At 66.1% G+C, this 20,925-nt stretch carries 20 protein-coding genes; 8 read left to right on the forward strand and 12 right to left on the reverse strand.

Annotated elements, in window-relative coordinates:
- Positions 1-81: 81 nt before the first annotated feature.
- Positions 82-1,341 carry a ferredoxin reductase family protein gene (locus ACZ5TO_RS08110; protein ID WP_464800150.1) on the reverse strand — a complete coding sequence of 420 codons (1,260 nt, stop codon included), beginning with the start codon at positions 1,339-1,341 and terminating at the stop codon, positions 82-84.
- Positions 1,342-1,705: 364 nt separating this feature from the next.
- Here ACZ5TO_RS08110 and ACZ5TO_RS08115 point away from each other — a divergent pair, with 364 nt between their 5' ends.
- Positions 1,706-2,323: a GntR family transcriptional regulator gene (locus ACZ5TO_RS08115; RefSeq protein ID WP_464800354.1), complete on the forward strand. Its 618-nt coding sequence runs from the start codon at positions 1,706-1,708 to the stop codon at positions 2,321-2,323.
- A 54-nt stretch (positions 2,324-2,377) separates the two neighbouring features.
- Here ACZ5TO_RS08115 and ACZ5TO_RS08120 read toward each other — a convergent pair whose 3' ends face one another.
- The 3 genes from ACZ5TO_RS08120 to tpiA all read right to left on the reverse strand — a co-directional run bounded on the left by ACZ5TO_RS08120 (position 2,378) and on the right by tpiA (position 5,542).
- A complete protein-coding gene (locus ACZ5TO_RS08120; protein WP_184141582.1) occupies positions 2,378-4,006 on the reverse strand; it encodes a CTP synthase in 1,629 nt (542 codons plus the stop codon).
- 145 nt (positions 4,007-4,151) lie between these two features.
- Positions 4,152-4,649, reverse strand: coding sequence for a preprotein translocase subunit SecG (secG, locus tag ACZ5TO_RS08125; RefSeq protein WP_464800151.1), 498 nt, complete (start codon positions 4,647-4,649; stop codon positions 4,152-4,154).
- A 122-nt stretch (positions 4,650-4,771) separates the two neighbouring features.
- Positions 4,772-5,542 (reverse strand): triose-phosphate isomerase, encoded by a 771-nt coding sequence (tpiA, locus tag ACZ5TO_RS08130; RefSeq protein WP_464800152.1) that lies wholly within the window; start codon positions 5,540-5,542, stop codon positions 4,772-4,774.
- A 157-nt stretch (positions 5,543-5,699) separates the two neighbouring features.
- Here tpiA and ACZ5TO_RS08135 point away from each other — a divergent pair, with 157 nt between their 5' ends.
- On the forward strand, positions 5,700-7,256 hold the full coding sequence (locus ACZ5TO_RS08135) for a caspase family protein (protein WP_464800153.1): 1,557 nt from the start codon (positions 5,700-5,702) through the stop codon (positions 7,254-7,256).
- A 20-nt stretch (positions 7,257-7,276) separates the two neighbouring features.
- A complete protein-coding gene (locus tag ACZ5TO_RS08140) occupies positions 7,277-7,939 on the forward strand; it encodes a hypothetical protein (RefSeq protein ID WP_464800154.1) in 663 nt (220 codons plus the stop codon).
- On the opposite strand, the gene ACZ5TO_RS08145 is transcribed toward ACZ5TO_RS08140, so the two are convergent.
- The gene (locus tag ACZ5TO_RS08145) at positions 7,940-8,830 is read right to left on the reverse strand and encodes an alpha/beta hydrolase (RefSeq protein WP_464800155.1); all 891 of its coding nucleotides are present in this window, start codon (positions 8,828-8,830) and stop codon (positions 7,940-7,942) included.
- A gap of 208 nt (positions 8,831-9,038) precedes the next feature.
- On the opposite strand from ACZ5TO_RS08145, the gene parE reads away from it, so the two are divergent.
- Together parE and ACZ5TO_RS08155 are read left to right on the forward strand one after the other, a co-directional pair.
- A complete protein-coding gene (gene parE, locus ACZ5TO_RS08150; RefSeq protein WP_184141575.1) occupies positions 9,039-11,093 on the forward strand; it encodes a DNA topoisomerase IV subunit B in 2,055 nt (684 codons plus the stop codon).
- A gap of 70 nt (positions 11,094-11,163) precedes the next feature.
- Positions 11,164-11,583 carry a hypothetical protein gene (locus ACZ5TO_RS08155; protein WP_464800156.1) on the forward strand — a complete coding sequence of 140 codons (420 nt, stop codon included), beginning with the start codon at positions 11,164-11,166 and terminating at the stop codon, positions 11,581-11,583.
- 218 nt (positions 11,584-11,801) lie between these two features.
- Here ACZ5TO_RS08155 and ACZ5TO_RS08160 read toward each other — a convergent pair whose 3' ends face one another.
- The 3 genes from ACZ5TO_RS08160 to ACZ5TO_RS08170 all read right to left on the reverse strand — a co-directional run bounded on the left by ACZ5TO_RS08160 (position 11,802) and on the right by ACZ5TO_RS08170 (position 14,236).
- Positions 11,802-12,929 carry a DUF2336 domain-containing protein gene (locus tag ACZ5TO_RS08160; RefSeq protein ID WP_184141571.1) on the reverse strand — a complete coding sequence of 376 codons (1,128 nt, stop codon included), beginning with the start codon at positions 12,927-12,929 and terminating at the stop codon, positions 11,802-11,804.
- Between the two features lie 109 nt (positions 12,930-13,038).
- Positions 13,039-13,647 carry a flavin reductase family protein gene (locus ACZ5TO_RS08165; RefSeq protein WP_464800355.1) on the reverse strand — a complete coding sequence of 203 codons (609 nt, stop codon included), beginning with the start codon at positions 13,645-13,647 and terminating at the stop codon, positions 13,039-13,041.
- Positions 13,648-13,651: 4 nt separating this feature from the next.
- On the reverse strand, positions 13,652-14,236 hold the full coding sequence (locus ACZ5TO_RS08170) for a nitroreductase family protein (protein ID WP_464800157.1): 585 nt from the start codon (positions 14,234-14,236) through the stop codon (positions 13,652-13,654).
- Between the two features lie 101 nt (positions 14,237-14,337).
- On the opposite strand from ACZ5TO_RS08170, the gene ACZ5TO_RS08175 reads away from it, so the two are divergent.
- Positions 14,338-15,330, forward strand: coding sequence for a hypothetical protein (locus tag ACZ5TO_RS08175; protein ID WP_184141567.1), 993 nt, complete (start codon positions 14,338-14,340; stop codon positions 15,328-15,330).
- 105 nt (positions 15,331-15,435) lie between these two features.
- Here the strand turns inward: ACZ5TO_RS08175 and thrS are convergent, their stop codons facing one another.
- The 4 genes from thrS to ACZ5TO_RS08195 all read right to left on the reverse strand — a co-directional run bounded on the left by thrS (position 15,436) and on the right by ACZ5TO_RS08195 (position 19,169).
- A complete protein-coding gene (thrS, locus tag ACZ5TO_RS08180; protein ID WP_464800158.1) occupies positions 15,436-17,406 on the reverse strand; it encodes a threonine--tRNA ligase in 1,971 nt (656 codons plus the stop codon).
- A 120-nt stretch (positions 17,407-17,526) separates the two neighbouring features.
- Positions 17,527-18,060: a GNAT family N-acetyltransferase gene (locus tag ACZ5TO_RS08185; protein WP_464800159.1), complete on the reverse strand. Its 534-nt coding sequence runs from the start codon at positions 18,058-18,060 to the stop codon at positions 17,527-17,529.
- An 86-nt stretch (positions 18,061-18,146) separates the two neighbouring features.
- Positions 18,147-18,518 carry a membrane protein insertion efficiency factor YidD gene (yidD, locus tag ACZ5TO_RS08190; protein ID WP_464800160.1) on the reverse strand — a complete coding sequence of 124 codons (372 nt, stop codon included), beginning with the start codon at positions 18,516-18,518 and terminating at the stop codon, positions 18,147-18,149.
- Between the two features lie 204 nt (positions 18,519-18,722).
- Entirely contained in the window at positions 18,723-19,169 is a 447-nt protein-coding gene (locus ACZ5TO_RS08195; RefSeq protein ID WP_184141557.1) for an iron-sulfur cluster assembly scaffold protein, read from the reverse strand.
- Between the two features lie 332 nt (positions 19,170-19,501).
- On the opposite strand from ACZ5TO_RS08195, the gene folE reads away from it, so the two are divergent.
- Together folE and hisI are read left to right on the forward strand one after the other, a co-directional pair.
- Positions 19,502-20,113, forward strand: a complete 612-nt coding sequence (folE, locus tag ACZ5TO_RS08200; protein ID WP_184141556.1) for a GTP cyclohydrolase I FolE — start codon at positions 19,502-19,504, stop codon at positions 20,111-20,113.
- Between the two features lie 34 nt (positions 20,114-20,147).
- The gene (gene hisI, locus ACZ5TO_RS08205; protein ID WP_464800161.1) at positions 20,148-20,600 is read left to right on the forward strand and encodes a phosphoribosyl-AMP cyclohydrolase; all 453 of its coding nucleotides are present in this window, start codon (positions 20,148-20,150) and stop codon (positions 20,598-20,600) included.
- Positions 20,601-20,925: the final 325 nt, after the last annotated feature.

Consider the following 20,925-nt stretch of genomic DNA (forward strand, 5'->3'; position numbering starts at 1 on the left):
TCCTCGCTCCAAGAGGCCGGCGCACCGGCGCGAAAATCCTGATTGTCCTCATGCAGGCCCGAAAGCGTCGCCGGACCTGCCCTACCGAAATTCGAAACGCTCGAACTCGACGCGGCGCGGCGCCTTGCCGAGGTCCTTCAATCCCTTCTCGATGGCGAGCCGCAGCGGCGGGGGCCCGCAGAACCAGAGGTCGGCCTCGGCCGGGTTCATCGCCGTGCCGGAGACGAGCTTGCTCGCATCGAAGCGGCCGTCCGTCGCCGAATTGTGCAGCACGAAGCTGAAATTCCCGAGCTTTTCGGCCTGCGTGCGGAACGTGTCGAGGCCGATGGCCTCGGCGCCGTCGCGCACGCAATAGACCATATGGATATCCTGCCCCTCGTCGCCGTTCAGCCGGCTCGCCATGGCGAGGAACGGCGTGACGCCGATGCCGCCGGCAAGCCAGATCTGCTTGTTGCCGCCGCGCCGGTGGTTGAAATGGCCGTAGCCGCCTTCGAGCGTCAGCGGATCACCGACCGCCACGCCCTCGCGCAGCGCCTTCGTGTAGTCGCCGAGCGGCTTGATGGCGAAGCGCACGGTGCCGTCGTCCTCGATGCCGGCGATGGTGAAGGGATGCGGCTCGCGAAGGCCGGACTTGTTGACGCGGAAGAAACCGAACTGCCCGGGCAGCGCCTTCAGCTTGCGGCCGGTGGGCTTGGCCGTGATGATCGTCGCGCCGTCGTGGCGCACCACGTCCGCCACCTCGTATTTTCGCGTGCGCAGCCAGGGCAGAAGCTGCGTGTAGGCGTAGCTGGCGACGCCGAGGAGCGCGAAGAGGTTGAGATAGGTCGCCAGCAGCGCCGTGCTGTCATAGGGGCGCTTGATGAACATCTGGTGGAAGGCGACGAGAACGAAGAGCAGGCCGATGAAGCGGTGCGTGATGCGCCAGTACTGGTAGGGAATCTGGAAGCGCGTCTTCGGGATGACCTTTACGATGGAGAGGATGAGCAGGAAGACGAAGCCGTAGAAGGCCCATTCGCCGGCCGTCTTGGCCAGCCTGTTGGAGCCGCTGGTCAGCGACAGGCCCTGGAAATCCGGCGTCACGAAGTAGTGCACGAGGATAAGACAGAGCACCGCGATGCCGATCTTGCGGTGGAACTGGTAGATGCGGTCGAGCCCGCCGAAGAGCTTTTCGATGAAGGGCGGGCGCGTCGCCATGAACTGCGCGATCCCCATGGCGACGAAAGCCATGGACGAAGCCATCAGGGAAAAGGTGGTGCCGGCATTGGTGTGACTGACGGCCGGCACGGCCAGCAGGCCGGCAAGGGCGATCAGGATGGTCGCGACAATGGAACCCGCAGTCAACGTATGCCCCCCACAAGTGCAACCAACGGTCCGGAATGCGGGCATGCTGGCAAGGCCCATGACATTCGTCAACCGCAATCCTCCTATCGACGGGCGGGCCGGCGGCTTTATTCGGGTGCATTCGGGAACGGGCCCGAAAAGTCCGGCGAATCCCTAATATGACAACGGAACGAAGCACATAAGAGGAGCGCCGGTTTTGCCTTCCTGCCGGCGTTCCGCCGGGCGGAAACCGTTGCGGGGGGCGATCGGGCAGGCTGGTTTACAGCAAGGCGCCGCGCCACAAGCCGCCTCTGATATATCACGCAGCTTGCCATCCGATTTGCGACATGCCACCATGTGATATATCAATCGGGACGACGGAATGATGGAAACCGCGGGCTCGCAGGCCCACCTCGCCTATCTCGCCCTCGAAGGGCTGATCGTCACGCTGAAGCTGAAGCCGGGCGCGCTCGTCACCGAGCGCCAGCTCATCGATCTGGCGGGCCTCGGCCGCACGCCGGTGCGCGAGGCGATCCAGAAGCTCGAATGGCAGGGCCTCATCGCCGTGCGCCCGCGCGCCGGCCTGCAGGTCACGGCCATCCGCCCGCAGGACCATGCCGAGGTGATGGCGACGCGCCGCCAGTTGGAGCCGATGGCGGCCGACCTCGTCGCGCGCCACGCGCAGGACAGTCACCGCGAGCGGCTCGTCGCCTGCGCGCAGACGATGACCGCCTGCTCCATCCGCTCCGATGTCGAGGGGTTTCTTGCCGCCGACAAGGATTTCGACGAGATCATGGAGGAGGCCTGCCCCAACCGCTTCCTGACGGCGGCGTTGGCGCCGCTCCAGACCCATTCGCGCCGCCTCTGGTTCACCCGCGCCGACAACCGGCATATGGACGGCTCGGTCGAGCGGCATGTGAAGGTCATCCGCGCCATCCGCAATGGCGACGGCCCGGCCGCCGCAACGGCCATGACCGAGCTCCTCGATTATCTCTCCGCCTGAAAGAAAAAAGGCGGCCGATGGCCGCCCTTCCCTTCACGATCCCGAGGCCACGCCTCAGACAAGCCGGCTCTGCTCCAGCGCCGCTTCCACGAAGCTCGCGAAGAGCGGGTGCGGGTCGAGCGGGCGGCTCTTGAGTTCCGGGTGGTACTGCACGCCGATGAACCACGGGTGATCGGCATATTCCACCGTCTCGGGCAGAATGCCGTCCGGCGACATGCCGGAGAAGACGAGGCCGCAGCTTTCCAGCCTGTCCTTGTAGTCGACATTCACCTCGTAGCGGTGGCGGTGACGCTCGGAAATGTCGGTCGAGCCGTAGATGTCGGCGATCTTCGTGCCGCCCTTCAGCGCCGCGCGGTAGGCGCCGAGGCGCATCGTGCCGCCGAGGTCGCCCGAGGCGGAGCGCTTCTCCAGTTCGTTGCCCTTGACCCATTCGGTCATGAGGCCGACGACCGGCTCGGCGGTCTTGCCGAACTCCGTCGAGGAGGCCTTGTCGATGCCGGCGAGGTTGCGCGCCGCTTCCACGACGGCCATCTGCATGCCGAAGCAGATGCCGAAATAGGGCACCTTGCGCTCGCGGGCGAAGCGCGCCGCGTTGATCTTGCCTTCCGAGCCGCGCTCGCCGAAGCCGCCCGGCACGAGGATGCCGTGCACCTTCTCCAGGTAGGGCGCCGGGTCTTCCTTCTCGAAGACCTCCGACTCGATCCATTCGAGCTTGACCTTGACGTGGTTGGCGATGCCGCCGTGGTAAAGCGCCTCGATCAGCGACTTGTAGGCGTCCTTGAGACCGGTGTACTTGCCGACGATGGCGATCGTCACCTCGCCTTCCGGCGTCTTGATGCGCTCGGAAACGTCCTGCCAGGCTTCAAGGCGGGGCTTGGGCGCCGGCTCGATGCCGAAGGCAGCCAGAACCTCGTCGTCGAGGCCTTCCTTGTGATAGGCGAGCGGCACATCGTAGATCGACGAGACGTCGAGCGCCTGGATGACGGCGGAGGGCCGCACGTTGCAGAAGAGCGACAGCTTCTTGCGCTCGGCTTCCGGGATTTCCCGGTCGGCACGCACGAGAAGGATGTCGGGATGGATGCCGAGGGCCTGCAATTCCTTGACGGAATGCTGCGTCGGCTTGGTCTTGAGCTCGCCGGCCGCCGGGATATAGGGCATCAGCGTCAGGTGCACGTAGACGGCCGTGCCGCGCGGCAGGTCGTTGCCGAGCTGGCGGATCGCCTCCATGAAGGGCATGGCCTCGATGTCGCCCACCGTGCCGCCGATCTCGCAGATGACGAAGTCGTAGTCGTCATTGCCCTCGGTGACGAAGTTCTTGATCTCGTTGGTGACGTGCGGGATGACCTGCACCGTCGCGCCGAGATAGTCGCCGCGCCGTTCCTTGTCGATGATGTTCTTGTAGATGCGGCCGGTGGTGATGTTGTCGGTCTTGGTGGCAGAGCGGCCGGTGAAGCGCTCGTAGTGGCCGAGGTCGAGGTCGGTTTCCGCGCCGTCGTCGGTGACGAACACCTCGCCGTGCTGCGTCGGGCTCATCGTGCCCGGGTCGACGTTGAGATAGGGGTCCAGCTTCCGGAGGCGCACGCGATAGCCGCGGGCCTGAAGAAGCGCTCCGAGTGCAGCGGCCGCGATGCCTTTTCCGAGGGAAGAAACCACGCCGCCAGTGATGAATACATATCGCGCCATGGGAGTCACCGGATACCTTTTCAAAATCGATTCCGCCACCGAAAAATCACCTTGGGCGTGATTTCGGAAGTCGCAATCGGCGTTTTACACAGAAGAAGGCCGGTTGGTTTGCGCCAACCGGCCGGTTTGTTTCGGGTTTTGCGGCTTACTGGCCGCTCGGCACGCCGGCGTTGCCGCCCGTGCCCGTCGCGGCGCCCGCGCCGCTTTCCGTCGTCGTGGTCGCGCTGCCCGTGCCGGTGGCCGCACTGCCCTCGGTCGGAACGGCCTCGGTGCCGGTCGTGGCAGGCGTCTGGCTGGTCGTGTTGTTCTGGGTGCCCTGGTTTTCCTGGGTGCCCTTGTTCTGGTCGCCGCCGCCGATGGCGTCGAGAACGCCGCCCGTGCCGGTCGTGCCCGGAATGCGGTCGAGAATGTCGATCGGGCTCGTCTGGTAGCGGGCGAGGATGCCCATGCCGAGCGCCAGGACGAAGAACAGCGTGGCGAGGATCGCCGTCGTGCGCGTCAGGGCATTGGCCGTGCCGCGGGCCGACATGAAGCCGGAACCGCCGCCGATGCCGAGGCCGCCGCCTTCGGACCGCTGGATCAGCACGACGCCGATCAGCGCGACGACGACCATGAGATAGATGACGAGCAAGATGGTCTGCATGTTTTCAAAGGTCCCGGCCAGACGGCCCAAATTTTATGTTTGCGGCTCAATATACCAAGCCGTGCGCCATTCCAAGCCCTTACCCGCCTTTTGCCAAAGGCAATCGAGGCAGGAGCGCGGGCTCAGGCCGTCAGCGCTTCGTATGCGCGGTAGATGGCAAGGAAGTCGTCGGATTTCAAGCTCGCGCCGCCGATCAGCGCGCCGTCGACATTCGCAACGCCCATCAGCTCCTTCGCATTGCCGGGCTTGACCGAGCCGCCGTAGAGGATGCGCATCTTCGGGCCCTCCCCGGCAAAGCGTGCGGCAAGCTCGGCGCGCATGAAGGCATGCGCCTCCTCCACGTCCGCCGCCGTCGGCGTCAGCCCCGTGCCGATCGCCCAGACGGGCTCGTAGGCGATGACGGTGTTTTGCGCCGTCGCGCCGTCCGGCACGGACGCGGCAAGCTGGCTCTTCAGGACGTCGAGCGTCTTGCCGGCCTTGCGCTCGTCGCCCGTCTCGCCGATGCAGACGATGGCGACAAGGTCGTTCTGGTGGGCGATCTCCGCCTTGGCGCGCACCAGCGCGTCGCTTTCCTCATGGTCCGTGCGGCGCTCGGAATGGCCGACGATGACATGGGTGCCGAAGCAGTCGGCGATCATCTCGGCGGAGATATCGCCGGTATGGGCGCCGGAGGCCTTTTCGTGGCAGTCCTGCGCGCCGATCTGCAGCGGGCTGTCGTCGCAGAGCGCGGTCGCGACATAGAGGAGCGTCGCCGGCGGGCAGATCAGCGTCTCCACCTTCTGCGACAGCGGCCCCTTCACGCCCTCGGCCATCGCCTTGATCTCGCCGAGCGAGGCGCGCGTGCCGTTCATCTTCCAGTTTCCGGCGACGAGCGGGGTAACGTCGGGTGTCATGGGGCCTCCCAGGTCCTGAAGCATCGGTCGCATGCGGCGTAGCAAATCGGAACGCTCAAGAAAAGCGGTCTTCGGTCCGGTAAATCCGAATAGGCGGGAGCGCTCGCCCGTATTAGGATCGACGCAAAAGGCGCCGGGGGACGGCTGGAACAGGCTCATGCTTGCCTCACGACTGGGCATCGTCCTGATTTTGACGACATTGCTGACCGCCGGCAGCACGGCGGCGCAGGAGACGCGCGGCCTGATGGGCATCAAGACCCGGGTCGAGACGATCGTCTCCGGCGATACGCCGGCGGCGCCCGCCGCTGCGGCAAAGCGCATGGCGCTTGTCATCGGCATGTCCGCCTATACGTCCATCCCGCCCCTCAAGAACACGGCCTCCGATGCCCGCGCCGTCGGCGACATGCTGCAAAGGCTCGGCTTTGCCGTCGACCTCGCCATCGATATTCCGCTCGCGCAGATGCAGGAGACGGTCGCCGCCTTCTCGCGCCGGACCGAGACCGCCGACATCGCCCTTGTCTACTATGCCGGCCACGGCGTGGAGGCGGCGGGCGAAAACTACCTCGTGCCGGTGGATATCGACGTCAAGGACCCGTCGAGGATCCCGCAGCAGGCGATCAGCCTTTCCGCGGTCCTCGCCAGCGTGGAGCATGCCCGCAAGCTGCGCGTCGTCATCCTCGATTCCTGCCGCAACAACCCCTTCCCCACCTTGGTGAGCGCGGCCGCCGCCGATGGCGCGGCGGCAGCCGGCGGCGGGCTTGCCGCGCCGGATGCGTCCCAGGGCATGCTCGTCGTCTACGCCGCCGAGAGCGGCAAGGTGGCGCTCGACGGCGACGGCGAGCACAGCCCCTTCGCCACGGCGATCCTCGAGGACCTGCCCCGCCCGAATGTCGAGATCGGCCTCGTCTTCCGCCAGGTCCGCGACCGTGTCATGGCGCTGACGGCCAACCGCCAGCAGCCGCATTTCTACGGCTCGCTCTCGGGCGCGCCCTATTTCCTCGCCGGCGGGGATGCCGCCGTGGCCGGGAACGCCGACAAGGCCTCGCAATGGCAGGCCTTGAAACCCGATCAGGAAGTCCAGCTCGCGGCGCTTGCGGGCGAAGGCGATACGCGCGCCATGCTCGGCCTCGGCTACATGGCGCTGACGCCCGATTCGCAGAAATACCGGCCGGAAAAGGCCTTCGACCTCTTCCGCAAGGCCGCGGATGCGGGCGATGCCGAGGCGATGTTCGAGCTCGGCAAGCTCTACGAGAAGGGCATCGGCACCGCGCAGGACACGGCCGAAGCACTGAAACTCTACCGGCAGGCCGCCGATCTCGGTTTTGCCGACGCCATCAATGATCTCGGCTTCCTCTACTACCAGGGCACCGAGGGCCTGCCGCGCGATCCGAAGAAGGCGGTCGAGCTTTTCGTGCGGGCGGCCGACCTTCGCCATCCGCAGGCCATGTTCAACGTCGCCGCCCTCATCGACGACGGCCTCGTGCCGGGCAAGACGCCCGAAGACGCCGCGGCCTACCTCTACCAGGCGCTGCGCTCCGGCGTCGACGACGTGCTGGAGCAACTGACGAGCCGCCCGGCCATGTTCAAGCCGGAAACCCGCCGCGCGCTGCAGGCCGAATTGCGCCGCAACGATTTCTACGCCGGCGCCATCGACGGGGATATCGGCGCCGGCACGCAGCGTAGCATGCGCCTTGCCTTCGGCCGGGCGGAGTGACGGAACGAAGGGAGAGGACGATGCCCATATCCACAGTCGCGCGGTCGCTGGGCGTCGCGCTCCTCGCCGCAACCCTTGCGCTCGGCGGCGCCCGGGACGCCTACAGCCAGGCCGCGGGCGGTCCGGCGGGCGGTGGCGGCACAACAGGCGGCGGCACGACCGGCGGCGGGGGAACGACGACCGGCGGCAGCACGCCGCACGGCACCCGCAGCCTCGACCCGGACGTTTCCGGCCCGAGCGACTACGTCACCAACTCGATCGTCAAGAACATCCAGGCGATGCGCGCCGAATGCGCGGGCTACGATCCCGTCTATCGCATCGACTGTCTCAGCCAGCGCCTGCACGACATCACCGTCCGCATCCCCTCGGGCCCCGCCTATGGCCGGGTGCGGGAGATTCTCGGGCGTGCCTCCGGCAACCTTGCCCGCATCCAGGCGAACAATGCCGACCGCACGGCCAAGCGCCAGCGCTCGCGCGTCAATTCCCGGCTGAAGACGGCGCACGCCTACGGCGCCGTCAAGCGCCAGAACCTGAAGCGGGCGATGGCCGAAGCGGTAAAGGTCATCGCCGAAGCCGAGACCCAGCTTCTGCGTGCGACGGAGAACTCGGACAGGCGCGCGAGCCACTACCGGCGGATCGCCGTCGCCCTCGGCTCCACCAAGGTCCTGCTGCGCTCGGCCTGATCAGCCCTTCTGGGCGAAGAGCCAGTTGAGCGTCTCGCGCCAGTCGGTCATGCGCACGGGCGTGCCGTGGCCGCCGGTCTGGAACAGCACGAAGCGCGTCGGGATGCCCGCCTTGCGCAGCTTGTGGAAGACGGCGATCTGGTCGTTGGCGGCATAGACGGGATCGCTGTCGCCATGGGTGAAGAAGACCGGCAGCTTCGCCTTGAAGGCCGGCGTCTTCGCATAGTCGCCATCCGCCGCCCCGCCCATCAGCACCATGCCGGAAAGGCTCTTTACCGCAATCGGGTCGCGCACGACCCGCGCGCAGATGAAGCTACCCATCGAGGCGCAGGCGAGGATGACCGGCGCGTCCGGCGAGAGCGCCTTGGCGCGCAGGACGAGGCCCGAAATGCGCGCGGCCCCCTTCTCGTCGAAGGACGGCACGCTCGGCGCATAGTAGACGCCGCCGTTCTGCACCGCGAGGTTCTTGATGCGGTTGAAATTGCCGCCGAAATTCCAGTCGTTGTTGCCGAGCCGCCGGTCGCCGCCGCGCCCGTGGATGAAGATCACCGTGAAGGTCGCACCCTCGCTCTTGCCGGTCATGGCGACGTCGAGGGGACCGGCCGGCGTGTCGAGCGTCAGGTTTTTCTGCGCCTTCTTCACGGCGGTCGAGACATAGGCGGATTTCACGCGCCGCTCCGGGATCTGGTCGCGTCCGTTGATGTCGCGCATCTCCTGGTAATCGACGACGCGCAGCGTCCCGTCGTCCGCCGTCTCCACCACGGTGCCATAGCCGAACAGGTCGTCCTTCCAGGGTTTCAGCGTCAGCGCCGCGGCGTCATGGACGGAGAAAGCGGCGAGGAACACGGCGAAAACCAGCCGGTAAAGGCAATGAACTGTGGACTGAGGCATGAACAGGCGCTCCCTTGGGCTGGCGATACTTGCCATTCGCCCGTGCGCAAAGCAATCCTCGCTCAACGGCCGGCCATGCCGGCATCGCGAAAATCCGCGGAATCTGGCAGGATCGCCGGTGATTCGCTGACGACCTCCCTCATGCCGCTCCCCGATCCGCCATGCCGGCAGGAACGAAGTGGCAAACGGAACAAACTCTGAACGGCCCATGCAAGACGACAGCAACGACCTCTTCGCCACCCTCCCCTCCCAGCCCGCGGCCGAACGCCCGGCGCCGGACGAAGCGCCGGTCCCTGCCCGCGCGGCGCCCCCCGCGGCATCCGGCGAAGGCTCCGGCGGCTACGACGCCTCGGCGATCCGCGTTCTGGAAGGGCTGGAGCCGGTGCGCATGCGCCCCGGCATGTACATCGGCGGCACGGACGAGAAGGCGCTGCACCATCTCTTCGCCGAAGTCATCGACAACTCGATGGACGAGGCCGTCGCGGGCCATGCGAACTTCATCGAGGTGAACCTCGACGCCGAAGGCTTCCTCACCGTCACCGACAACGGCCGCGGCATCCCGGTGGAGAACCACCCGCAGATGCCGGGCAAGTCCACGCTCGAAGTCATCCTCACGGTCCTTCACGCCGGCGGCAAGTTCGACGGCAAGGCCTACGAGACTTCCGGCGGCCTGCACGGCGTCGGCGTCTCGGTCGTCAACGCCCTCTCCGACCATCTCGAGGTCGAGGTCGCCCGCAACCGCAAGCTCTACCGCCAGCGTTTTTCGCGCGGCAAGCCGGTCGCCCCACTGGAAGAGCTCGGCGACGTGCACAATCGCCGCGGCACGAAAGTGCGCTTCCATCCGGACCCGGAGATCTTCGGTGCCCATGCCCGTTTCGATCCCGGCCGCGTCTTCCGCATGGCCCGCTCGAAGGCCTATCTCTTCGGCGGCGTGGAAATCCGCTGGAGCTGCGATCCCTCCCTCCTGCCGGAAGGCTCCGATACGCCGGAAAAGGCCGTCTTCCATTTCCCCGGCGGCCTGAAGGACTATCTGCAGGCGACGCTCGGCAAGGAATACACCGTCACCCGCGAGATCTTCGCCGGCAAGAGCGAGAAATCCGGCGGTCACGGCTCGCTGGAATGGGCCGTCACCTGGTACGGCGGCGATTCGCTGATCCATTCCTATTGCAACACCATCCCGACGGCAGACGGCGGCACGCATGAGGCGGGCCTCAGGATCGCCCTCACCAAGGGCCTCAAGAACTATGCCGAGCTGACGCAGAACAAGCGCGCGGCGGCGATCACCACCGACGACGTGATGATCTCGGCGGTCGGCATGCTCTCCGTCTTCATCCGCGAGCCGGAATTCGTCGGCCAGACCAAGGACAAGCTCGCGACCGTCGAAGCACAACGCATCGTCGAGAACGCGCTGCGCGACCCGTTCGACCACTATCTCGCCGACAATCCGGCGGAAGCGGCCAAGCTGCTCGACTGGGTGATCGAGCGCGCCGAGGAGCGCCTGCGCCGCCGCAAGGAAAAGGAAGTTTCCCGCAAGACCGCCGTGCGCAAGCTCCGCCTGCCCGGCAAGCTCGCCGATTGCTCGCAGAATTCCGCCGAGGGCGCCGAGCTCTTCATCGTCGAGGGCGATTCGGCCGGCGGCTCGGCCAAGCAGGCCCGCAACCGCGCCAACCAGGCCATTCTCCCGTTGCGTGGGAAAATCCTGAACGTCGCCAGCGCCGGCCGTGAAAAGCTCGGCGCCAACCAGCAGATTTCCGATCTGGTGCAGGCGCTCGGCTGCGGCACGCGCTCGAAATACCGCGAAGAGGACCTTCGCTACGAGCGCGTCATCGTCATGACCGACGCCGACGTCGACGGCGCGCATATCGCCTCGCTCCTCATCACCTTCTTCTACCAGGAGATGCCGGACCTCATCCGCGGCGGGCATCTCTACCTCGCCGTGCCGCCGCTCTACCGCATCAGCCAGGGCGGCAAGACGCTCTATGCGCGCGACGACCTGCACCGCGAGGAGCTGATGCGCACCGAGTTCAACGGCCGCGGCAAGGTGGAGATCGGCCGCTTCAAGGGCCTCGGCGAGATGCTGCCGGCGCAGCTCAAGGAAACGACGATGGACCCCGCCAAGCGCACGCTCCTCAAGGTGGAGATCGACGACATCGACTTCGAGGGCACCCGCACGGCGGTCGACGACCTGATGGGCACCAAGCCGGAAGCCCGCTTCCGCTTCATCCAGGACCGCGCGGTCTTCGCCGAGAACCTCGACATCTGAGGTTTTCGCGCCTTATTTTCGCGGCAATGCCGGCCTGTAACCAGCTCCAACGAAGGCGGAAAGGACGGCCATGAAAGCTGCGCTCATCGTCATGACGATCATGGGCTGCGACGACAGCGCGACCCAGTGCCACTATATCGAGACGGTCGACCGGAGCTGGCAGACCGTGGCGCTCTGCGACGCGCAGGCAGAGACCTGGATCAACAAGAACCAGGACAAGAACTACCCGGTGATCGTCGCGGTCTGCGAGACGGCCGGCAACCGCATGACGGCGCAAGAGGCCGATCCCGCCCCCGAGACGAAGGCCGCGGAGGCCGAAGTGCCCGTTCCGCGGGAAACCGCCGAAGCCCGGCAGAGCCTCGCCGCCCGCACGCTCGGCTTCGTCAAGCGCGCAATCCCCGACGGCGCTTCCCTCAAGAAAGCCGTCACCACGCCGGTGCGCTACGCCGAGGACGGTTATAGCTGGGTGGTGAAGCGCTTCGCCGATTGACCGGGAAAATCCGCACTCGCCGGGTGGATCCTCGGGTCAAGCACGAGGATGACGATAGTAGGAAAGAAGCGGACAAAAGCAGCGGTGCCGTATGCCGCACCGTCAAACATTCAGCGCCGTTGAATGTGTGGGCAACCTCTCCTCCCCTCCGTCATGCTCGGGCTTGACCCGAGCATCCATCGACGCCGGCAGGCATCCATGGCCGAAGAGAGCAATCCTCACGCCGCTTCCCGCGTGGCGATCAGCGCGTAGCTGCGCGCCGTCTGGCGCTGCTCGGCGATGACGAGGCGTTCGACGAGTTCCAGCATGGACTGGCAGGAGGCATTGCCCGCCGCGCGGGCGCGTGACAGGAGGCGTTCGGAAACGGAGAGCATGCCGCCCTCCTCCTTCGCTTCGCTGCGCCAGAGCATCGTCGCCTCGGCGAAGAGCGCGCTGATATCGCGGCCGAGGCCGGCGGTCTCGTAGAGCGCGCGCACGGCCGCCTCGCGGCCATGCGAGAGGATGGAGCGCACGCGCCGCTCCGCCTGTCCGGAAAGATCGGTGATCGCCGCGGCGAAGAATTCCACGCGGCCGGTGCAGAGCGCATGCAGCAGGAAGACCGGCGTCAGCCGCCCGGCAAGGCGCAGGTGCTCGACGAGCGCCGGCATTTCCGCCGCCGTGACATCGCCCGCCATGCCGATCGTGGCAACGTCGCAGGCTTCCCGCGTGATACGCTCGACGCGGCCTGTGCCGACGGCGGCCTGGATGAGCCCGAAGCCGGCAAGCGCCGTGCCGATCTTCTCGACCAGCGCCTGGCGCGCATCGCTCGGCAGGTCTTCCCGGTCGAGGAGCAGCGCGCGGATTTCCGCATCGTGGCCGAGACGGTCGGCGATGCGCGACAGGCTGCGGCGCGAGAAAGCCGCGCCTTCGTTTTCGAGGAGCGCCAGCACGTCCGGCACGTCGCCCACTTCAACAAGCGCCGCCGAGACGGGGCGCGAGACGGTGGCGCGGTGGGCGATCAGCATGCGCGTCACATCGCTGCCCTTGGCAGCAAGGTCGACGAGGTCGCCGTCCGTCAGGAGCTGCGAGCGCAGGATGATGTGGGCGGCGATTTCCGGCTGGTCCTCGGCAAGCGGCAGGATGACGGCGCGCGGCGCATCCTCGCAGTCGGCGAGCGCCTCGGCAAGGGCAAGCCGCACCTTGGGGGTGGGATCGTCGAGCAGGAAGATCATCGCCATTTCGGCGGCGCGGCGGTCGTCGGGCGCGATCCGGGAGCGCGCATAGGCCCGCGCCAGCACGCTCGCCGCCTTGGCCCTGTCCGCTGCCCTGGCGGTTTCCACCCAACGAAGAAATGCATGAACGATCAACGGAAGCCCCAAACGCCTGCACGACGACTATGGGAGCGAGGCTAGCGGCAAAGTGTTTAAGATTGGTTCACCATGTCCGTTAACCGTCCATCGGCCGGACGATGGCTCCTCACCCGGCCTTCGGCCGCATCATGGCGAAGACGTCGCTGCCGCCGTCGCAATAATCCATGTAGCCCATGCGGCCCAGCGGGCGGGCGGCGGCCATGTCGATCATGCCGTCGTTAAGGATTTCCGTACCGATATGGATGCCGACGACCTCGCCGAACACCACCCAATTGTCCGATTCGCGCCCGTCGAGGCCGAGCGGCCGCAGGATCTGCGTCATCCGGCATTCAAGCGCCGCATGGGCCTCGCCCACATAGGGCGCGTCGACGAGGCGGCCGGGCATGGGCGTCAGCGCCGCGATGGCGAACTCGTCCACCCCGCGCGGCACGGCGATCGAGCTCGCATTCATCTTCTCCGCGAGGTCGCGGCTTGCCAGCGAGCAGGTGAAGACGCCGGTCTCCTCGATGTTCGTCACGCTGTCCTTGTGCCCCGAGGAGGAGAACATCACGAGCTTCGGCGTGTCGCTGACGGCGTTGAAGAAGGAATAGGGCGAAAGGTTCAGCCGCCCGTCCGCCGCCTTCGTGCCGATCCAGCCGATCGGCCGCGGCGCGACGATCGCCTTGAAGGGATCGTGCCTGAGGCCGTGGGCGTTTTCCGCCGTCCCGTAGAACAGGGCGTCAGGCATCATCGCCCACCCATGCGACGATCTCCGAGAGTTCGGGCCGGGGCCGCTCCGTCGGCGGCACGGTCGGCGTGCCGATATGGACGAAACCGGCGATCCGCTCGCCCTCGTTCACGCCGAGGATGGGATAGGCGCGCTTGTCGTAGGCGTACCATTCCGTCAGCCAGTTGGAGGCATAGCCATGGGCGTTGGCCGCCATGACGAGGTTGAGGCAGACGGCGCCTGCCGACATCAGCTGCTCCCATTCGGGGATTTTCACATGCGGCGCCGCGCGGCTGACGACGGCGACCACCACCGGCGCGCGGGTGAGCCGGGTGTTCTCCACCTTCACCATCTCGTCCGAAAGCTCCGGCCTGTCGGCCATGGCGATCTTCGCCAGCGCCTCGCTGATGCGCTGGCGCTCGGCGCCGCGATAGACGATGAAGCGCCAGGGGGCGAGCTTGCCGTGGTCCGGCACGCGCGAGGCGAGTTTCAGGATATCCTCGACCTCGCCCTTCGACGGGCCGGGCCCGCTCATCTGGAAGGCGGGGATCGACCGGCGGGTCGAAAGATAATCGATCAGCTTGATTTCGGTTTTCATCGGGAGGGAGTTCCAATATCGTGGCGCGCGAACGCGGCCTTGAAAATGCCATTAGCCGGGTCTTCAAGTGGCCCCATACCGTCAGGAAGTCAACCGTTCCCATGCGCATGCCGATTCGATCCGCCGTTGCCGTGAGCTTCGCCGTGGCGAGCCTCGCCCTAGCGTTCGCGCCGGCGCGCGCGCAGGATCCGCTGGAGAGCTTCTCGCAGATCCAGACGCCGCTGAAGGGCGGCAAGCTCACCTCGTTCAACCCCATCGTCACCGGCGAGGCGACGGCCAAGAACCTCAAGGACATCACCTGCGAGGCGCTCCTGACCAAGGACGGCCAGCCGATGCAGCATGGCCTGACCTGGCGCGTCTTCTCGCCCATCCCGGCCGCCGACGGCAAGCTGCCGCTGCTGGCGACCTCCGAGGGCGGTTCGGCCGCCTTCCAGCTCGTGCCGGGGGAATATTTCGTCAACGTCGCGTTCGGGCGCGCCGGCGCGACGAAGAAGCTGGTGGTTCCCGAATCCGGCGGCGTCGACAAGCAGGTCATGGTGCTCGATGCCGGCGGCATCATGCTGAACGCCGTCTCCGGCGCCGACGTGCGCATCCCGCCGAAGGAACTGAGCTTTGCCATCTACGCCGCGGAAGTGCGCGAGGACGGCGAACGCAACCTCGTCGTCGACGACGTAAAGCCGAATTCCGTCGTGCGCCTCAACGCCGGCACCTACCATGTCGTTTCCGACTACGGCACGGTGAACGCGGTGATCCGCGCCGATATCCAGGTGGAAGCCGGCAAGCTCACCCGCGCGACGATCCAGCACCGCGCGGCGAAGCTCACGCTGAAGCTCGTCTCCGAGCCGGGCGGCGAGGCCATCGCCGATACGGCCTGGTCGATCCTCACCGCCTCGGGCGACACCGTCAGCGAAAGCGTCGGCGCCTTCCCGACGCTCGTGCTTGCGGAAGGCAGCTACATCGCCGTCGCCCGCAACAAGAACAAGATCTACCAGCGCGATTTCTCCGTGCAGGCCGGCGTCAACACCGATGTCGAAGTGCTGCTCGACGAGAAGGCCAACGAGCAGAAGGCCGCCGCCGAGGACGTGGTGGACTAACCTGCCCGGCGGCTTTGTCGAGCCCCTCATCCGCCTGCCGGCACCTTCTCCCCGCGAGCGGGGAGAAGGTGCCGGCAGCGGGATGAGGGGCGCTTACCCCTCGCCTCAGGCCTTGCCGAGCTTGCGCTTCAGGTCCGGCGGCATGGCTTCGAGGGAGAGTGCCTCGATGGCTTCGGAGAGCGGCATGGCCGTCTGGTTCTGCGAACCGAGGCGGCGGACGTTGACGGAGCGTTCTTCCGCCTCGCGCTTGCCGCAGACGATGATGACGGGGACCTTGGTCACCGAATGCTCGCGGACCTTGTAGTTGATCTTCTCGTTGCGAAGATCGGTCTCGACGGTGAGGCCCGCATCGCGCAGCTTCTCAGCCACCTCGCGGGCATAGTCATCCGCTTCCGAGGTGATCGTCGCGACCACCACCTGCAGCGGCGCGATCCACAGCGGCATGTGGCCGGCGAAGTTCTCGATGAGGATGCCGAGGAAGCGCTCCATCGAGCCGCAGATGGCGCGGTGAATCATCACCGGCTGGCGCTTTTCCGAGGCCTGGTCGATGTAGAAGGCACCGAAGCGTTCCGGCAGGTTGAAGTCGACCTGCGTGGTGCCGCACTGCCATTCGCGGCCGATGGCGTCCTTCAGCGTATATTCGAACTTCGGCCCGTAGAACGCGCCCTCGCCCGGCAGGATGCCGGTCTTGATGTTGTTCGACTGCTGCTGGATCGTCTCCAGAACGCCCTTCATCACGCTTTCCGCACGGTCCCAGAGCTCATCCGAGCCGACGCGCTTTTCCGGCCGGGTCGAGAGCTTGATCGTGACCTCATCGAAGCCGAAATCCTTGTAGACCGAGAGGATGAGGTCGTTGATGCGCAGGCATTCCGCCGCCATCTGCTCGTCGGTGCAGAAGACATGCGCGTCGTCTTGCGTGAAGCCGCGCACGCGCATCAGTCCGTGCAGCGCGCCGGACGGCTCGTAGCGATGAACGTTGCCGAATTCCGCAAGGCGGACAGGCAGTTCCCGGTAAGACTTCAATCCGTGCTTGAAGATCTGGACATGGCCCGGGCAGTTCATCGGCTTCAGCGCGAAGACGCGCTCGTCGTCGGTCTCGTCACCCGCGACAGTCACCTTGAACATGTTGTCGCGATACCAGGTCCAGTGGCCGGAGGTCTCCCACAGCGACTTGTCGAGCACCTGCGGGGCGTTCACCTCCTCATAGGTGCCGGCAAGGCGGCGGCGCATGTAGGCGACGAGGGTCTGGAACATGCGCCAGCCCTTGCCGTGCCAGAAGACGACGCCCGGCCCTTCCTCCTGGAAATGGAAGAGGTCCATCTCACGGCCCAGGCGACGATGGTCGCGCTTTTCGGCCTCGGCGAGGATGTTGAGATAGGTGTCGAGCTCCTCCTGCGTGCGCCAGGCGGTGCCGTAGATGCGCGTCAGCATCGGATTGTTCGAATCCCCGCGCCAGTAGGCGCCCGCCACCTTCATCAGCTTGAAGGCCGTGCCGATCTGGCCGGTCGAGGCCATGTGCGGCCCGCGGCAGAGGTCGAACCAGTCGCCCTGGTAATAGATCTTGAGGTCCTGCCCCTCGGGGATCGCGTCGACCAGCTCGACCTTGTAGTTCTCGCCCTTGGCGGCGAAGACGTCCTTGGCCTTGGCGCGCGGCCAGACTTCCTTGGTGAAGGGCTTGTTGCGCTGGATGATCTCCTTCATGCGCTTTTCGATCTTCGGCAGATCGTCCGGCGTGAAGGGCTCGTTCTTGGCGAAGTCGTAGTAGAAGCCGTTGTCGATGACCGGGCCGATGGTCACCTGCGTTCCCGGCCAGAGTTCCTGCACGGCCTCGGCCATCACATGGGCGGCGTCGTGGCGGATAAGCTCCAGCGCGCGGTCGTCGTCGCGGGTGACGATCTCGATCCGTCCGTTGGAAACGGGATCGGAGAGATCGCGCAGCTCGCCGTCGAGCGCAATCGCGACCGCCTTCTTGGCGAGCGACTTGGAAATCGCCTCGGCGACGTCACGGCCCGTCGAGCCCGCGGGATATTCGCGGATGGAACCGTCGGGAAAAGTCAGGGAAACAGGTGCAGACATTCAAAAATCTCCTATCCAGTCCCGCCAACGAATGCGGGTGGTATGCGAGGGAAAAGCCGGGGATTCCGGCGCGTTGCGTCGCGCGGTATACGGGGAAAACCGGGGGATTGGAAGAGGCGGCTAGCCACCGCGCCACTCAGAACGCGTCATCGCGTACCATACTTCGCCCTCCTCCGCGCCCGGAATGGGATCGGACCACTCGACATGGTCCGTGCGGATATGGGTCATGCCGACCTTTTCCATCACGCGGCGCGAGGCGCGGTTCACCGCCATGGTGCAGGCCACGATCCGGTCATAACCTTCGTTGCCGAACCCCCAGTCGATGAGGGCCGAAGCGCCTTCCGAGGCGAGCCCCCGCCCCCAGTCCATCCGGCGCAGGCGATAGCCAAGCTCGGCTTCTCCTTCCTTTTCCGGCCACAGGCAGAACCAGCCGACGAACGCATTGCCGTCCGTCCGCCGCGCCGTCCAGACATAGGGCTCCGTTCCCCGTGGCATGAGATACGTCGCATCCGGATCGGCCTCTTCCCTGTCGACGGCGCGCCCGCCGTTGAGAAAGAGCATGACCTCGGGATCACGTTCGAGGGCAATGAAATCGGCCAAGTCGCCGGGGCGGCACGGGGTGAGCGTCAGTCGCATGGTCTGCAGAACGGCCATTTCGATCCCCCATCATCCAGGTATTGCGGCAAGGCCGTTGACGGTATTGGTATTGCGGAGCGTGCCGGTGCCGAGTTTCTTCGTCGTCAACAGCCGCGCTCCGCCTTCGAGACGCGCCACAACCGCCACGGCGCCCACCAGGCAAGGCGGGGCTCCAGCGCCTCCGGCACGGGATCGAAACCATGCGTGCCGCCCGGCCCGCAGCGGGCGAAGCGGAACAGCGCCATGAAGCCGCCACGCCAGAGGCCATGGCGCGCAACGGCCTCGTAGCCGTATTCGGAGCAGGTCGGCAGGTGGCGGCAGGAATTGCCGATGAAGCCTGACAGCGTGAGCTGGTAGAGGCGGATGAAGCCCATGCCGAAAAGCCGCCCCGGCGTCTTGCGAAACGGGCCGCGCCAGTTGCGGCCGCGGTAGCGGAGGCGTTCTGGAGGGTGGTTGCAGTCGGGGGCGTTACACATCGACGGGCCGATCCGGGACGGGGCCGCCCCTCATCCCGCTGCCGCGACCTTCTCCCCGTAAGCGGGGAGAAGGGGTGTGTCGCAACGGTTTCGCGAGAAAGAAGCCATCCTGCAGAATACCAAACAGTGCCCCACCCTCCTTCGCCCCGCTTGCGGGGAGAAGGTGCCGGCAGGCGGATGAGGGGCAGTTGCCCTGCATCACCCTCACCCGGCCGTTTCCAGCCGCTTCGCCTCGATCTGGCCGATGGCATCCACCACGGCGTCGAAGGTCAGCATGGTGGAGGCGTGGCGGGCCTTGTAGTCCTTCACGGGCTTGAGGAACCGCATGTCCTCGAAGCGGCCGGAGGGGCCCTCGCCGTCCGCCTTCAGCATGGCAAGCATGTCCTCGCGCGCCTTGCGGATCTCGTCCACCGTCGCGCCGACGACATGGCGCGCCATGATGGAGGAGGACGCCTGGCCGAGCGCGCAGGCCTTCACCTCATGGGCGAAATCGCTGACACGGTCGCCGTCGAGCTTGAGATAGACCTTCACGCGAGAGCCGCAGAGCTTGGAATGGGCACCCGCTTCTGCGTCTGCGTCGGGGAGCGTGCCGATGCGCGGAATGTTGCCGGCGAACTCCAGGATACGGCTGTTGTAGATATCGTCCATCATGGCCCCGTTTTCCGCCTTTTTTGCCGAATCTTCAAGGATTCGGGGAGATTATTCCGGCGCGGTCGGGAAAAAAGCACGGCGTGTCGCCCTCGGCCTCTTTCGCACTCCGTCATCGATACTATATGATAACTCGTATTGGGGTGAGGGTTTTGCAAGATGCGGGGCCATCACCTGTTGTTTGGGAAACCGTGCCGGACGGTCGACGCACTGCTGAGCGAAGACCCGAAAGCCCCGGAGCCCGCCAACGGAACCCAAGCCTGCAGGGTTAGGCGAATGGCCAGTGGCGAGTCCGATAAACACGTCAGGTAACCTGCAGAAAGGTCAATGGGTCCATGGACGCCATCGTCACCAATTTTCCGCGTATCGACGAACAGTCGGGCCGCCCCACGCAGAAGGAAGCCGAGGACGCCGTGCGCGTCCTGCTCCGCTGGGCCGGCGACGACCCGGAACGCGAAGGCCTGCTCGATACGCCGGCCCGCGTCGCAAAAGCCTATCGCGAGCTCTTCTCCGGCTACGACCTTGCCGCCGAGGACGTGCTCGGCCGCACCTTCGAGGAAGTCGCCGGCTATGACGACATGGTGCTGGTGAAGGACATCCCGTTCTTCTCGCACTGCGAGCACCATATGGTGCCGATCATCGGCAAGGCGCATGTCGCCTACCTCCCGAACGGCCGTGTCCTGGGCCTTTCCAAGATCGCCCGCGTCGTCGAGATCTACGGCCGCCGCCTGCAGACGCAGGAGACCATGACGGCGCAGATCGCCAAGGCGATCGACGAGACGCTGAACCCGCGCGGCGTCGCCGTGATGATCGAGGCCGAGCATATGTGCATGGCGATGCGCGGCATCCAGAAACAGGGCTCGACAACCCTCACCACCACATTTACGGGTACGTTCAAGACCGAGCCGGCCGAACAGGTCCGGTTCATGACGATGATCCGGAGCTAGGCGAGGACCGGCTTCGCCAAGGAAGCCGAGAGCCATGACGATCACCTTCAAAGCCCCCTCCGCGGACAAGGCCGAGCTCGAAACGGGTTCGGCCTTCACGCCCCGTTTCGACGAGCACGGCCTCGTGACGGCGGTGGTGACGGACGCGAAGGACGGCGAACTGCTGATGGTCGCGCACATGAACGCCGAGGCGCTGGCGCTCACCGTCGAGACAGGCATCGCCCACTACTGGAGCCGCTCGCGCAAGGCGCTGTGGAAGAAGGGCGAGACCTCCGGCAACCTCCAGACCGTCGTGGAAATGCGCACCGACTGCGACCAGGATGCCGTCTGGCTGAAGGTCTCCGTCGCCGGCCACGACGCCACCTGCCACACCGGCCGGCGCTCCTGCTTCTACCGCACCGTCTCGAACGGGCCGGACGGCGCGACGCTTTCGATCACCGGCGGCGCGCCGCAGTTCGATCCGGCGGCGGTGTACAGGAAAAATTAAGCATCCAGGCGTTTTCCGCTCCGTTCCGGCACGGATTCATCCTTTGGCAACGGGTGCGGACGCCTAATCGCTCCCATGGCGGCCTTTATCCCCGCCATGTGGATCAGGACATGGAACACCATCGCTCGCGTGCGTCACGGCCGGTTTCCAAAGCCACCCCTTCGGGGAAGACGATCCTGCGGCCACTCCTTCTCCTTCAGCCTGGACCGGATGCACCGGGAACACGTTTCGAGCGCCGCTTTGCGCCCGAAGTTCCTCGCGTCACAGACTGCGACTATCCTGTCATCTATCGTGTTGCCGTGAGCACCGGGAAACCGGAACTGTT

Source organism: Shinella sp. Sh6 (genome assembly GCF_055392685.1).

What these genes read in the sequence shown, in the direction of transcription:
- ACZ5TO_RS08115 (WP_464800354.1), top strand. Translation starts at nt 1,706, where the DNA reads ATGGAAACCGCGGGCTCGCAGGCCCACCTCGCCTATCTCGCCCTCGAA.
- secG (WP_464800151.1), bottom strand. Translation starts at nt 4,649, where the DNA reads ATGCAGACCATCTTGCTCGTCATCTATCTCATGGTCGTCGTCGCGCTG.
- folE (WP_184141556.1), top strand. Translation starts at nt 19,502, where the DNA reads ATGGACGCCATCGTCACCAATTTTCCGCGTATCGACGAACAGTCGGGC.
- ACZ5TO_RS08170 (WP_464800157.1), bottom strand. Translation starts at nt 14,236, where the DNA reads ATGAAAACCGAAATCAAGCTGATCGATTATCTTTCGACCCGCCGGTCG.
- ACZ5TO_RS08185 (WP_464800159.1), bottom strand. Translation starts at nt 18,060, where the DNA reads ATGGCCGTTCTGCAGACCATGCGACTGACGCTCACCCCGTGCCGCCCC.
- ACZ5TO_RS08195 (WP_184141557.1), bottom strand. Translation starts at nt 19,169, where the DNA reads ATGATGGACGATATCTACAACAGCCGTATCCTGGAGTTCGCCGGCAAC.
- hisI (WP_464800161.1), top strand. Translation starts at nt 20,148, where the DNA reads ATGACGATCACCTTCAAAGCCCCCTCCGCGGACAAGGCCGAGCTCGAA.
- ACZ5TO_RS08120 (WP_184141582.1), bottom strand. Translation starts at nt 4,006, where the DNA reads ATGGCGCGATATGTATTCATCACTGGCGGCGTGGTTTCTTCCCTCGGA.
- ACZ5TO_RS08135 (WP_464800153.1), top strand. Translation starts at nt 5,700, where the DNA reads ATGCTTGCCTCACGACTGGGCATCGTCCTGATTTTGACGACATTGCTG.
- ACZ5TO_RS08140 (WP_464800154.1), top strand. Translation starts at nt 7,277, where the DNA reads ATGCCCATATCCACAGTCGCGCGGTCGCTGGGCGTCGCGCTCCTCGCC.
- tpiA (WP_464800152.1), bottom strand. Translation starts at nt 5,542, where the DNA reads ATGACACCCGACGTTACCCCGCTCGTCGCCGGAAACTGGAAGATGAAC.
- ACZ5TO_RS08175 (WP_184141567.1), top strand. Translation starts at nt 14,338, where the DNA reads ATGCGCATGCCGATTCGATCCGCCGTTGCCGTGAGCTTCGCCGTGGCG.
- parE (WP_184141575.1), top strand. Translation starts at nt 9,039, where the DNA reads ATGCAAGACGACAGCAACGACCTCTTCGCCACCCTCCCCTCCCAGCCC.
- ACZ5TO_RS08155 (WP_464800156.1), top strand. Translation starts at nt 11,164, where the DNA reads ATGAAAGCTGCGCTCATCGTCATGACGATCATGGGCTGCGACGACAGC.
- yidD (WP_464800160.1), bottom strand. Translation starts at nt 18,518, where the DNA reads ATGTGTAACGCCCCCGACTGCAACCACCCTCCAGAACGCCTCCGCTAC.
- thrS (WP_464800158.1), bottom strand. Translation starts at nt 17,406, where the DNA reads ATGTCTGCACCTGTTTCCCTGACTTTTCCCGACGGTTCCATCCGCGAA.
- ACZ5TO_RS08145 (WP_464800155.1), bottom strand. Translation starts at nt 8,830, where the DNA reads ATGCCTCAGTCCACAGTTCATTGCCTTTACCGGCTGGTTTTCGCCGTG.